The sequence below is a fragment of the Clostridium sp. genome, from assembly GCF_032576335.1.
Lineage (GTDB): Bacteria > Bacillota > Clostridia > Oscillospirales > Acutalibacteraceae > Faecalispora.
The window spans coordinates 169648-183410 of record NZ_JAWFXC010000007.1 but is presented as its reverse complement, the minus strand read 5'-3'; the positions used below and the strand labels follow the sequence as shown (position 1 = coordinate 183410).

Annotated in this window: 12 protein-coding genes; 2 read left to right on the top strand and 10 right to left on the bottom strand. The window is 47.0% G+C overall.

Features of this window, described 5'->3' with window-relative positions; all coding sequences use genetic code 11:
- Positions 1 to 353 precede the first annotated feature (353 nt).
- The 10 genes from E7L17_RS10460 to E7L17_RS10415 form a co-directional block, all read right to left on the bottom strand.
- Positions 354 to 716 (bottom strand): hypothetical protein, encoded by a 363-nt coding sequence (locus E7L17_RS10460; RefSeq protein WP_316323185.1) that lies wholly within the window; start codon positions 714 to 716, stop codon positions 354 to 356.
- A gap of 77 nt (positions 717 to 793) precedes the next feature.
- On the bottom strand, positions 794 to 1381 hold the full coding sequence (pgsA, locus tag E7L17_RS10455; protein ID WP_316323184.1) for a CDP-diacylglycerol--glycerol-3-phosphate 3-phosphatidyltransferase: 588 nt from the start codon (positions 1379 to 1381) through the stop codon (positions 794 to 796).
- Positions 1378 to 2715, bottom strand: a complete 1338-nt coding sequence (gene rimO, locus E7L17_RS10450; RefSeq protein ID WP_316323183.1) for a 30S ribosomal protein S12 methylthiotransferase RimO — start codon at positions 2713 to 2715, stop codon at positions 1378 to 1380. The genes pgsA and rimO overlap by 4 nt, the downstream gene beginning before the upstream one ends.
- Positions 2706 to 3341, bottom strand: a complete 636-nt coding sequence (locus tag E7L17_RS10445; RefSeq protein ID WP_316323182.1) for a regulatory protein RecX — start codon at positions 3339 to 3341, stop codon at positions 2706 to 2708. The genes rimO and E7L17_RS10445 overlap by 10 nt, the downstream gene beginning before the upstream one ends.
- Positions 3341 to 4480, bottom strand: coding sequence for a recombinase RecA (gene recA, locus E7L17_RS10440; protein WP_316323181.1), 1140 nt, complete (start codon positions 4478 to 4480; stop codon positions 3341 to 3343). The genes E7L17_RS10445 and recA overlap by 1 nt, the downstream gene beginning before the upstream one ends.
- Positions 4481 to 4691: 211 nt before the next feature.
- Positions 4692 to 5546, bottom strand: coding sequence for a peptide chain release factor N(5)-glutamine methyltransferase (gene prmC / locus E7L17_RS10435; protein WP_316323180.1), 855 nt, complete (start codon positions 5544 to 5546; stop codon positions 4692 to 4694).
- Positions 5543 to 6496: a DUF1385 domain-containing protein gene (locus tag E7L17_RS10430; protein WP_316323179.1), complete on the bottom strand. Its 954-nt coding sequence runs from the start codon at positions 6494 to 6496 to the stop codon at positions 5543 to 5545. Before E7L17_RS10430 ends, prmC begins: the two co-directional genes overlap by 4 nt.
- Positions 6489 to 7958 carry a HAMP domain-containing sensor histidine kinase gene (locus tag E7L17_RS10425; protein WP_316323178.1) on the bottom strand — a complete coding sequence of 490 codons (1470 nt, stop codon included), beginning with the start codon at positions 7956 to 7958 and terminating at the stop codon, positions 6489 to 6491. The genes E7L17_RS10430 and E7L17_RS10425 overlap by 8 nt, the downstream gene beginning before the upstream one ends.
- 138 nt (positions 7959 to 8096) lie before the next feature.
- A complete protein-coding gene (locus E7L17_RS10420; protein ID WP_316323177.1) occupies positions 8097 to 8801 on the bottom strand; it encodes a response regulator transcription factor in 705 nt (234 codons plus the stop codon).
- A gap of 24 nt (positions 8802 to 8825) precedes the next feature.
- On the bottom strand, positions 8826 to 10202 hold the full coding sequence (locus E7L17_RS10415; RefSeq protein ID WP_316323176.1) for a VCBS repeat-containing protein: 1377 nt from the start codon (positions 10200 to 10202) through the stop codon (positions 8826 to 8828).
- A 432-nt stretch (positions 10203 to 10634) separates the two neighbouring features.
- Between E7L17_RS10415 and E7L17_RS10410 the strand changes: the two genes are divergently transcribed.
- Positions 10635 to 11003 (top strand): metalloregulator ArsR/SmtB family transcription factor, encoded by a 369-nt coding sequence (locus tag E7L17_RS10410; RefSeq protein ID WP_316323175.1) that lies wholly within the window; start codon positions 10635 to 10637, stop codon positions 11001 to 11003.
- 27 nt (positions 11004 to 11030) lie between these two features.
- Entirely contained in the window at positions 11031 to 13364 is a 2334-nt protein-coding gene (locus E7L17_RS10405; RefSeq protein ID WP_316323174.1) for a heavy metal translocating P-type ATPase, read from the top strand.
- Positions 13365 to 13763 lie beyond the last annotated feature (399 nt).

The window sequence follows — 13763 nt, the reverse complement described above, 5'->3', positions numbered from 1 at the left end:
CTGTTTACAAGTGGGAACAAATGGGTTATAATTGTGAAGCAATCCGCAGCGTAAGCTGTTGTTATGGAGGTCTTCTCTCCGTAGCAGGGGGTGGGTGCTCTAACACCCATCCTCGCTTTGCACTTAATATGTGCCTTACAAATATATTAAACCACATTCTACCAAATAACGCAATCATAAATTGTAATTATGGGAAAAATCATCACATTTTCTATTATTTCGTCGGATTTTTAGAATCCGGCTTTTTTATACCCATTTAAACTGATTTTGCTTAATTATAAAATTTGAAACAAAAAAGCTTTCTTCGAAAGAAGAAAGCTTTTTTTGATAATATCATCTTGCACTCGCAGGTATTATCTATCTGTCCATGAATCAAACCGAGTTGATATGGAAGGGTCATATAACGGACAATCAGAATCGATTAAAATATCCATAAGCAAATTCATATCATTTTCATTCATGCCATAACAATCAAATCTTACTGCCTGTGAAGTTGAAAAAATTTGAAAAGAACCGTGTCCCTCTTTTTCATAATTGTGTTTGTCAAGAATAGTCCAGTCAAAAAAAGTGTAAGAAATTTTATTGAATATTTCATTGATTGGGAGAGTTTCGAGTTCATATAAAATTATGCCATCACAACAAGCCATTTGATATACTTTTCCATTATCATGATCGACTCCCGCTTTATATTTCCAAAAACTCAAATCTACACTCATTTTACGCCTCTCACGATATAAAAACTTTATCTAAACTCAAAAAGCTTTCTTCCAAAAGAAGAAAGCTTTTTTATTATTTATGCGGCTGATTTTACAACATGCCAGTTTTGTTTTAAGTAAATAGCGCCAGACAGTACCGAGAGTATGGTCGCTACCAAAATTAAGAACTGCCCGAGCACCGTAGCCGCCTGTTCGGTTACCGCAACGGGAAGATTTACTCCCATATCGGAAAGCTCTGCCCCATATTGCAGAATGAGCACAGCCAAAATCGCGATGATTTGGCTTACGGTTTTTGCCTTGCCCCAATTATTTGCGGCAATTACCTGCCCTTTATCTGCCGCAACGAGACGAATGGAAGTAACCATAAATTCGCGGGCGATAATCAGCAGTACCAGCCACACATTGGCAAGGTGCAGCTCCACAAAGCAGACCAAGGCAGAAATGACCAGCACTTTGTCTGCAAGAGGGTCCATAAATTTACCAAAGTCGGTTATCTGGTTGTTTTTGCGAGCCAGCATTCCATCCAGATGATCGGTATACGACGCCACTGCAAATAGAAGCAATGCCATTAAGTAGTGGTGCGGCAACGATGAATTCAGCAGGACTACCACAAAAAACGGAACCAATATTAAACGAAACATGGTCAGCTTGTTGGGCAGATTCATAACAGCTCCTCCACTTCCCCAATCAAATCACACTCAATCGAGTTCGTGATTTTCACACGGACAAACTGCCCGGGGTATGGCTTTTGCTCTTTGGCAAAGAAGAACACCTTACCGTCAATCTCGGGCGCGTCCTGTTCACTGCGGCCAAACCAACACTCCGCGTAACGGTCGAAGCCTTCGGTCATGACCAAAATAGTGTCTCCGATTCTCTTCTGACACTGCTCTTCCATAATGCGCATTTGCTGTTCCATAAGTAAATCACGGCGGTGCAGCTTGACCTCATCTTCCACCTGATTCGGCATTTTTGCCGCGGCAGTACCCTCTTCACGGGAATAGGCAAAACAGCCCATGCGGTGGAAGCGAATCTCTTTTACAAACTCGGAAAGCTCTGTAAAATCCTCTTCGGTTTCACCGGGGAAGCCGGTAATCAGTGTGGTTCGCAGGGTGATGCCCGGCACACGCTCACGGATTTTATGCAGCAATGCCGTAATAGAAGCGCGGTCGCCGCCGCGATACATCGATTTTAGCATTCTGCCAGACACATGCTGAAGCGGCAGGTCAATGTACTTTGCCACTTTCTCCTGCCGAGCCATCGTATTCAAAAGCTCATCGGTAATATAATCTGGGTAACAGTATAGCAGACGAATCCAGCGTAACCCGTCGATTTCACACAGTTGGTCAAGCAGTTCAGGCAAAGCCAAGCGGCCGTAAAGGTCTTCCCCGTAACGGCTGGTATCCTGCGCAATTAGAATCAGCTCTTTTGTGCCGTCTGCCGCAAGGCTCTTGGCTTCTTCCACAATACTCTCCATGGGGCGGCTGCGGTAGCGCCCACGAATCATGGGGATGGCACAGTATGCACAGTGGCTGTCGCAGCCCTCTGCTACCTTAATATAAGACATGTAGCTGGGGGTGGAGTGCACACGCTCGCCATACAGGGGCAAACGGTTTTTGGGCGGGAAGGATTCGGGGTTTTGCCCCTCCAGTGTTTTACGGATGATGTCGGCAATCTCGGTATTGGCGCCAATGCCAATAACCGCGTCTGCCTCCGGCAGTTCTTTGCGAATTTCTTCTCGGTAGCGCTCTGCCATACAGCCCGTTACCACGATTGCACGAATTTGCCCCTCTTTTTTAAGCCTTGCCAGCTCCAGAATTTCATCGATGGACTCTTGCTTTGCGTCATCAATGAACCCGCAGGTATTCACAATCGCTACATCGGCCAATGCCGCGTCACCTACCAAAGAAAAACCCTCGTTTTTGAGGGTTGCCATAATCATTTCTCCGTCTACCCGGTTTTTTGCACAGCCTAAGCTGACCATTCCCACTGTTATTGCCATATTTGCTCCTCATCCAATTCTATGGTTTCGTCCAGACAGCGCAGCGCCTGCCAAATCTCCGGCAGGCGATACCCCATCCGCTGCAAAGCGTTCACTGCTCTGCGCCGCTGTTTTTCATCCCTTGCGGCTAGAGGGTACTTCTTTTCTAATATCTGCTGTATTTTTTCTTCCGGCTCGGGCGCAAGCTCTTCGATGATTTCCTGCGCTAACGCAGAATCTAAGCCCTTGCGGCACAGCTCTAAACGAGCACGTGACGCCGAAAAGCCCTTGCGGTTTAAAAGCTCCCCTGCAAGCTGGCGCCCGCAGGCGGCATCGTCGAGCAGCCCCAGTTCTTCCATACGGTCAGCCGCCCATTTTGCGGCCTCTGCGGGGTAGTCTCGACGTAGCTTTTCTTCCAACTCCCGTTTAAAATGTGGCCGATGTTCAAGCAGGTACAGTGCTTTTTCTTTTGCCCGCACCTCACTCGATTCTTGGCAAAGGCGGTACAGCTCTTCGTCTGAAAGCTCTGCGCCTACACGAATTCCCTCACGGTAAAGCAAGCCGGAATCGAGCTTCATTGCCGGTTCTCCATCCAGCACCAAAAGGGAAAGCCCCTTACGATGTTCTCGGATTGCCGTAATTTGCATTAGTCATCTACCAAAATATCAATATTCGCTTTGGAAGATGCTCTTCCCGCCGGAGCCGGCTTTGCAGGCGCGGCTTCTTCCACCGGCTTTGCCACCTCCGTAGGTACAGAGGGTGCCGCTGGCTTTTTGGGCGAACCGGATGCCTTTGCAGGCAAGCGGTCAGCGTTATCGCGCAGCTTCTGCTCAATTTCAGCGCAAATCTCAGGGTTGTTCTTCAGGAATTCCTTGGAATTGTCGCGCCCCTGACCCAAACGGGTTTCTCCATAAGAGAACCAAGCGCCGCTCTTCTGAACAATATCAATCTTAGAAGCGAGATCGAGTATTTCTCCCTCGCGGGAAATACCTTGACCATACATAACATCGAACTCCGCTTCACGGAAAGGCGGTGCAATTTTATTCTTAACCACCTTTGCACGGGTACGCGAGCCAATCTGTTCCGTTCCGTTTTTCAGCGTTTCAATCTTGCGAATATCAACTCGTACAGAAGCGTAAAATTTGAGTGCTCGACCACCGGGAGTCACCTCCGGGCTGCCATAAATAACACCCACTTTTTCACGAAGCTGGTTGATAAAGATGGCAACGCAGTTCGATTTGGAAATCGCACCCGCCAGCTTACGCAGTGCCTGCGACATTAAGCGAGCCTGCAAGCCAACGTGGGAATCGCCCATGTCTCCCTCAATTTCTGCACGGGGAACAAGAGCCGCAACGGAGTCTACCACGATAACATCAATCGCACCGGAACGCACAAGCGCCTCGGTAATTTCGAGAGCCTGCTCGCCCGTATCTGGCTGAGAAACGAGGAGCGCGTCCACATCTACACCAAGGGCGCGCGCATAAATAGGGTCAAGCGCATGCTCCACGTCAATAAATGCGGCATAGCCACCGTTTTTTTGCCCCTGCGCAATGCAGTGCAGTGCCAGCGTGGTTTTACCGGAGGATTCCGGCCCATATACCTCTACAATGCGCCCTCTGGGCAAGCCGCCGATTCCCAGCGCCATATCCAAAGAAAAAGAGCCGGTGGAGATCGCTTCCACCTGCATTGCCTGATTTTGACCCAAGCGCATAACGGCACCTTTGCCAAACTGCTTTTCGATTTGTGCCAATGCTGTGTCCAGTGCCTTGCTTCTATCCACTGCCATGGAAAAACTCCTCCGCTCTCTATTTTAAATCGCCCAAATAATTGATAGCCTTACATACCGACCGCAGGCGCAATACACTTTTCCCAACGGCATACCTATACCGTTGGGTGTCGGTGAAAATCTAAATTAATTATACTGTATTCATAATATAAAATCAATGGATTTGGCGAAAAAATCGAACGAACGTTTTGTTTTGTGCCTTAATATCTTATTATTTACCGCGGTACACACCAGACACTACGCGGTCAAATCCGTTAAAATCCTGGTGAACCTGAATGCGCATTAGCCCCGCTTTGCGGAACAATGCAGACACCGCCTCTGCTTGTGTTTCCCCAATCTCTACAGCAACAATTCCGCCCTGCTTTAACCGAGGGAACCAAACATTTGCAATGGAACGGTAAAAATCGAGGCCATCATTTCCCCCATCCAATGCAGTAACGGGTTCAGCTTGTACTTCCTTTTGCAAAAGTGGAAGCTCCGCAGAATCGATATAGGGAGGGTTTGACACTATGGCGCTCAAATTGGTAAGCTCCGGGGCAGAGTCAGCATGTGTAATATCGGCACGCACTGCAGTTACTCGCTCTTCCCCGAACTGCTCTAAATTCTTCTGCAAATAAGAATATGCCTGCTCATACCATTCCAAACAGGCAACCCGTGCATCGCTGCGCAGGCAAGAAATCCCCAACCCAACGGCACCCGTGCCGGCACATAAATCTGCCACATGTGGTGCGGGATGCCCGCTGAGTAGCTCGGCTGCTATGTAAACAAGAAGCTCAGTTTCTTCCCTTGGAATCAGCACACCTTCGCCTACGGCAAGGCGCATTCCGAAAAACTCCCATTCTCCCAATATATATTGCAGAGGGCGGCGGGAACACCGCTGGTCAATGGTGTGAAAAAACGCGTCGGCTTGCGTTACCGGAGCTTCTTCCGCCCCGCGCAGCAAAAGGCCTTGTCGGTCCATACCAAAGGCACGACGAAACAAGCAAATCGTATCGAACGCAGGGCTGTCTATCCCTGCGTTCTGCAATCGATTTTTGCCTTCCTGATAGGCCTGTTGAAAGGTCATCTTACAATTCGGTCCTCTCCGTTTTCCGGAATGACTTCTTTCATTGCACTGATGGCAACTTCAATCATGGAGTCATCCGGCTCTTTGGTAGTCAGGCGCTGCATCCACATGCCCGGCGCCGAAATAATACGGGTAAAAAGATTGTCATGTTTGCCGCACAAGCGAATTAGCTCGTAGCCTACACCCATTAACAGCGGTACGCACAGTATTTTTGCCGCACTGCGAACAAAGGGATTGGTAAACGGAATAAAGTAGCCTGCAATAATGCCAAGCAGCAGCATAATCACCATGAAGCTAGTACCGCAGCGCGGGTGAAAGCGCTGGTGGCGGCGAACATTTTCCACCGTAAGCTCCTCTTCATTTTCGTAGCAAAAAATTGTCTTATGTTCAGCCCCGTGATATTGAAACACGCGTTTAATATCCGGCAGACTCGCGCAAAATGCAATGTACCCAATAAAGATTGCGATTCTTAAAAAGCCCTCAAACACCGATCGCCATGAGGCAAACCCCTCACCCCACAAATGCGCTTGCCCTTGGTTAAATAGCCAGGTTGGGAGCCAGAAAAACAGCAGCACCGAAATGAGCACTCCCAAAACGGCACTTAAGGTCATAATCGCGTTCATTAGCTTATCACCAAACACGCGCTGCATCCATTGGTCAAACTTGGAGGGGGTCTCATCATCCTCAATCCCCGATTTTTCTGCGGAAATGCTCAGTGCCTTATAGCCGACAACCAGTGCATCTATGAATCCTGCCACACCACGTATAATAGGTAAGCGCAGCAGGCTGTGGCGATCCCGCAGGCGGTTTGTTGCAATTTGTTCCGTAGAAACAGTGTTGTCTGGCATTCGAACGGCCAAGGCGGTTTTGAAGGGGCCTTGCATCATTACGCCCTCCATAACAGCTTGCCCGCCGATGCTTGTAATTAATTTTGTTTTTTCTCTAGCCATTTTGTTCGGAATTCCTTTCTTCCGTCGCAGCAGCCGGCTTTATTTCCGGCAGTGACTGCCTAAGTGTTGGGATTGTAATGGTAACCACGGTTCCCACATCCTCTTGGCTTTCCACTTGCAGTCGGCCATCATGCAGGCGCATAATTTCGTCTGCCAGTGCCAACCCAATACCGGAGCCGCGCACCGTTTGATTTGCTTTGTAAAACTTCTTTTTTACATTGGGGAGGTCCTTTGCTGAAATACCGCAGCCCGTATCACTAATCACAACACGGATTTTACCGTTGGCCTCTTCTGCGGTTACGGTAACGGTATCGCCTTCTTTTGTATATTTAAGAGCATTATCAATAATATTGACAAACACCTGGCGTAGGCGGTTAATATCACCCAATACCGGAGTCAGCAGAGGTGGTTCTTCATACACCAGGAATTTTCCCTCTGCCTGTGCACGGTCGGTAAACATATAAACCGCTTCACCTAGCTCGGCAAGAATATCAATCTTGTCCATCATCAGCGTCATGCGGCCATTCTGCATACGGGAGAAGTCGAGAAGCTCCTCAACAATTCCCGAAAGCCGCTCCGATTCACGAATGATAACGCCCATTCCTTTCTCATACGTATCGCGCTCTGCATCATCCATGCTCTGCAACGTTTCCGCCCAACCCTTAATCGCGGTAAGAGGGGTTCGCAGCTCATGGGAAACCGAGGAGATAAAATCATTTTTCATTTTTTCAGCCGTGCCTAGTTCAACCGCCATCCGGTTGACTGTTTCGCATAGCTCGCCAATCTCATCGTTCTGGTTGTTTTGAATGCGCGCGTCAAAATCACCTTGTGCAATCCGCTTTGCCGTAGCACTGATGAGCTTGATGGGGTCGACTATCGACTTAATAAAATACGTACTGGAAAACACCACAAACAGGATGACCAGAAAACCCAGAGCAAGAAGAGCACCAACAATGGTTAGAATCTGCCGATCCGCTTCCTCCAAGGATACAATATAACGAATGCTGCCAAGCGGTGTACCGTTTTGGCTGCGAATGACTCTGGTAACAGCCATCACCTTTTCGCCGGAAGAAAGCCGCCCTTGCCAAGTACCGTAGCTATCCTTGCTTTCTTGCGCTATTTTTGCATCAGGCATCGCCTGATCTTGGTCAGGTGGAAAGCCGGTGGAAGTAACGAGAATACGGCCGGAGGAGCTTAAGACCATCATTTCCATCATCTGTTTGCTTGCAGAGTTTTGAACATAAGCGCGCGCAACAGTGGAAAACTCCGTTGAAGTCTTGTTATTGTAGCCTGAAAAGAGGTTAGTAAGTTCATCCGAACGCCCGTTAATGGTTTGCTGAATACCATTATAAACGTACCCCTGCACTACCAAAGAAAGAGAAAGGATTAATGCGGAAAGAACCAGAAGAATAATACCGAGGCTGTTGAGTATCCAGCGCCGGGTAATGCCCCAAATCTTCATTTTTCCGCTCTCCTTTCTTGTTTTATAACCTGCATTTGAAAATTTCCGGTTTGCAGCTCCCCTGTAGTTGGCAGAGTCTTTTTCTTAGTATTTGGGCGTTACCAAACTGGTTTTATCCTTTGGGCTACAAAACCAGTTTTATGCCTCCCACTTATAGCCCAAACCCCATACTGTTACAATGTGCTTGGGGTTCGACGGTTCATCCTCAATTTTCATTCGCAGACGGCGAATATTTACGTCTACAATCTTTTCTTCCCCGTAGTACGCGTCACCCCAAACATGCTTTAGAATATCGGAGCGATCCAGCGCTTTGCCGGGGTTTGAGAAGAAATACTCCATAATTTGAAATTCCACCTGCGTTAGTTCGATTGGCACGTTATCTTTCATTAAAGCACGGTTGCGTAGATTCAGCGAGAAAATACCAGAACGAATCTCTTCCCGAAAATTGTTGCCACTTCTCATTTCTGCCAGTGCCACACGGCGGTACACGGCATCCACCCTTGCAACCAATTCACTGGGGGAAAAAGGCTTTGTCACGTAATCGTCCGCACCCATCATCAGTCCGCTCACCTTATCCATCTCCTGCGTTTTGGCAGTGAGCAGAATAATCCCGATGGAGCCACTTTTCTGCCGCAGCTCGCGGCAAACAGCGAGGCCGTCGTGCTGGCCTGGCATCATAATATCAAGTATGGCAAGATCAAACATGCCATTTTCCTGCTCATATACGGCCAAGGCTTGGTCTCCATTCTCTGCCTCTGTTACCTCATAGCCTGCACGCTTGAGGTTAATAACCACAAATTCGCGAATGGTCTGTTCGTCCTCCGCAACCAATATTCTCTTCAAGGTCTCATTCCTCCTCTGCGTATTTTAATCCTGCGGTGCAATCAACCGGAAGCTATTTGAAATATCATTTATATTTGGTGCGAGCGGGTCATCCGGCTGCAAAACGGAGGCAGCGTAAACAGTCGAGTTCTTCTCCGCTAGCTTGTAAAAACCGTTTGTTACCACACCGGCATCCCACTCTTGCTCCGTAAATTCCTGAATTTTGACTAAGGCGGTGCCCACTGTACCAGCAGTGGATTTATTTATCACATTGCTGGCGGCATTACTGGCAGGAATCCATTTGTAGAACGTAAGTGAACGCGTTTCACGGTCAACTTTCACTGTAAATTTTATCTCTGTTTCTCTCCACATATCCGGCACAAGCACCCAATAACCACTCTTTTGGTTAATGACCATGCTCATGACACGATGCAATGTGTTTTTTGAGCTTTCGTATCGGTACCAGTTGGTCATCGCACATGCTTCATCTGGTAACGGCAGGGAATAGCCCGGAAGAGAATTGACCACGGGTATTTCAATGAGTGTATCCCCGTTAATATCTCGCGCCGTAACGTTAGTGGTTCGCTGTGTGTAATTTCCATTTTGAGCCCCTGAAGCAAAAAACGGTGACTGCAGCAGCTTTTTCTTCTCATCCCAAAATAGTACTTCCGTAATATAGTTGCCCCCGGCCTTCACTCCGTCAAGTACTATACCATATTGAGAGGTGTTAATCATGCCCGCCGTAATGGAAGCGTATTTGGTAACGCCCGTATCCAAATGCGCGGAGCCAATGGTCTCAACCATATTGTCTGTTACGCGAAGAAGGCGGGCAATCGCACTTTGCTCCGGCGTTGAGACAGAAGCCGTAAAGATTTCGTCGTTGGTATCACCATCAAAATCTCGAACCTCCATTTCATTATAAGGCTGATTATAAGAAAGCTCGGTCATTTTACCGTCGTGGTACGAATAAATGCTGATGGATGAGGTTTGGTTGAGCACACTGCCCCACCCCACAATCACATCATCCATGCCATCCCGGTTTACGTCTCCAAAGCAGATCTTATCCACTTGGGTAGCTGGATTATTAAAAGAGCCAACTTCCGCCCAAGTTTCAGTCCCACCACGAATAAACGATATGGTAAGACCACCCTTTTGGTCGGTATTTTGGTACAGGGCAATGGCATCCTCTACACCGTCACCCGTTAAATCCCACATTAAAATAGCCGAGCGGTAATCCCCACGGCTCGGGTAGCTTAGCTTGAGCTGGTTATTCGTTTTCTTCTCCAGCACCTTATGAATCTGCTCCTTATTGCCAGTTGCACGCGGTGGACGCATGAGAGTTTGAGGGTCTAGGCTAACCGAAGAACAGCCGGTGCACAGCAGAGCCAAGGCCATTATGGCGGCAATCACCCGTTTCCTCATCTTTACACGTCCTTTCATTGCTAACTGCCAATAAAAATACTTTCTAATGATGTACCCAATCTAGCTGGGAATCATACTATAACTAATCTGTAATTATACCATATTTTTATAGAATTCAAATCATTTCTACCTGGCTTTTGCTAAAAAATGCTCCATAAAATACGAATGATAGCCATGCACAATCGTTATGACTTACATGATTCCATCACAAATCAGCAAAAAACTTTTTAAATATTCTATCCATTTTCCCATAGCTACATAGCTGGGGTTATTATAACATTATGCCTTCAAAAAAAACAGTCCCCACTTTTTAGAAGAGAATTCGGGAAAGTAATAAAGTTCTCTTTGTTGTATTGACTTTTTCATCGCTTCTACATATAATACATATGAACAGTTATTCATATGTTCATATGTGCAAAGGAGTTTTATAAAATGACAGATAGATTAGAAGAGATGGATCATTGTGAACTAGCCGGCATACACCCGGAGTCCATTCAGCAAGCAAAAGAGAAAATGCCCAAAGAAGAGCACCTGCTTGACCTCGCTGATTTTTTTCGTATATTTGGTGATTCTACAAGAGTTAAAATTGTATGCGCTCTTCTTTCTACCGAGCTTTGTGTATGCGATATTGCCGAGCTTTTGGAAATATCGCAGTCTGCAATTTCACACCAGCTTCGTGTTTTAAAACAGGCACGCTTGGTAAAGTCTCGCAGAGCCGGTAAAGTGATTTATTATTCTCTGGACGATGAGCATATTGAAGCGATTTTAAGTTTGGGTCTAACCCACATTAAAGAGAAATAACAAATAAAGAAGGGTGGGAATTCATAAATGGCTACGAAGGAATTTGCGGTAGAAAACTTAGGCTGTGCACACTGCGCGGCAGAAATTGAGCACGAGGTAGGAAAGCTGGAGGGCATTTCAGCCGCTTCGCTCGATTTTGTTTCAAAAACATTACGAGTTGAGCTTTTAGACGAACAGCGTTTCCCAGAACTTTCAACCAAGATGCAAGAGATTGCAAAGGGCCATGAACCAGATATTCGCCTCACCGAACGCAAAGCTGCGCAAGCCGGTGAACGGATTTTATTCCTGAAGGGCTTAGACTGCGCTGATTGCGCTGCAAAAATTGAACGCCGAGTTCAGAGTCTCAGTGGAGTACAGGAGGCTCAGGTAAACTTCTCCACACAGAGAGTGCTGTTAAAAGCTGTGGATCGCGAAAAGCTGCCGGAATTAACTCGTGAAACCATTCAAATTATTAAGGAAATGGAGCCGGATGTAACCGTTGCTTTCCGTGAAGAAGATACCGAGGGCGAAGAGGACGAAAAAAAGGAACGAATCTCTCGTATATTTCTTGCGGTGGGCATCGTACTGTTCGCAGTCGGTATGATCTTTCCTATGGCCGCTTTACCCTCATTCCTCCTCTATTTTGCCGCTTACCTTTTAATCGGAGGTGAAATTCTTCTCATTGCCGTGCGCAATATTTTGCGCGGTCAGGTTTTTGATGAGAACTTTTTAATGTCCGTCGCCACAATCGGTGCATTTGCGATCGGTGAATTCCCCGAAGGCGTAGCCGTTATGCTGTTCTACCGCGTAGGAGAGCTGTTTCAGGACATTGCAGTAAACCGCTCCCGTACTTCCATTAAAGCATTGATGGACATTCGTCCCGATTTTGCTAACCTAAAGCTGGGTGACGAGGTACGCCGCGTTTCACCGGAAGAAATTGGCGTTGGTGATTTGATTGTTGTTAAAACGGGCGAAAAAATTCCTTTAGATGGTGTTGTGGTGCAGGGAACCTCTTCGCTAGACACCTCCGCATTAACTGGTGAATCCTTACCAAGAGACGTACAGCCTGGCAGTCAGGTACTTTCCGGCTCCATTAACCAAAGCGGTCTGCTTACCATTGAGGTTCAAAAGGAATTTGGGGATTCTACAGCCTCTCGTATTCTGGAATTGGTTCAGAATGCAAGCGGCAAAAAAGCCCCCACCGAGAACTTCATCACAAAATTCGCCCGCTATTACACCCCTGTCGTGGTATTTGCGGCAATAGCATTGGCGCTCATTCCTCCTCTGGTTCTCCCCGGAGCCGACTTTAACACATGGATTTACCGTGCATTAGCATTTCTGGTTGTTTCTTGCCCTTGCGCACTGGTTATATCCATTCCTCTTGGCTTCTTTGGCGGCATTGGAGCAGCCTCCCGTCAGGGAATCCTAATCAAAGGCAGTAACTATTTAGAAGCGCTTAACGGCCTTGACACCGTTGTGTTTGATAAAACAGGTACACTTACCAAAGGTAGCTTTACCGTAACTGATATTCTGCCCGTAAAAATAGAACCGGATGAGCTCCTACGTTTCGCCGCTCTGGCGGAAAGTGCTTCCAACCACCCCATTGCTCAGTCCATTGTAAAAGCATATGGTCAGTCCATTGAAGACGGCAAGGAGATGGAGCGCACGGAAATAGCCGGTCACGGCATTCGAGCAATCATCGATGGAAAAGTGGTTCTAGCAGGCAACCGCCGCCTTATGGAATCGGAAAGCATTCCGTTTGAAGCAGTTTCCATCCCCGGCTCTCTTGTCTATTTGGCTATTGACGGCGAATATGCCGGCTGCCTTGTAATTGCAGATGAAATTAAGGAAGACAGCAAGCAAGCGGTGGAAGAGCTTCGCCGTACTGGGGTTCACACGATTGCCATGCTTACCGGCGACAGCCGTGCTGTTGGCGAGCGTGTTGCCCAAAGCATTGGAATCGACACCGTTTATGCGGAGCTTTTGCCGGACCAGAAGGTGGAGCATGTAGAGCTGCTGGAAAACAAAAAATCACCCGGTGGTAAGCTTGCCTTTGTGGGGGACGGCATTAATGACGCCCCTGTTCTTGCCCGTGCAGACATTGGCATTGCCATGGGCGGAATTGGTTCGGATGCCGCAATAGAGGCTGCAGACATTGTTTTAATGACCGACGAGCTCTCTAAGCTACCCACCGCAGTACGAATCGCTAAGAAAACCCGCAGCATTGTTTGGCAAAACATTTGGTTTGCACTTGGCGTTAAGGCAATCATCTTAATCCTCGCCGCATTGGGGTATGCTTCTATGTGGGCTGCCGTATTTGGGGATGTTGGTGTCGCTTTAATTGCCGTATTAAATGCTATGCGGGCCTTGAATACGAAATAATTTTGGATTTTTCCGCAGATTTTGGTGTTAACCGTGCAATACTACTTTGGTAGATTTGCTTTGTTTCATCAAAATCTGCGGATTTTTTGCGTTTGCATCATTATGTTCATAAGTAAACACTTGTAAACTTTTTGAGATTCGGTAATAATAAATGTGGTTCTGCTCTCTTTCTTTAATCATAAGACTTCGCACACTCGCTCAACCCAAGTTTTTTATTGGCGAATGTTAAATTTAATGATATAATAAAAATTGTGTGTTTTTTAAATAGATATTACAGCAATATTGCAAATTGTATCTTTTATGGTTGAATTCAAAGCAGCAACATAACCGATATTGCTTTATTGTCTCAAATATATTGGCATAACACAAAGGCTAGTTTGGTTTCTATAAACCAAACCA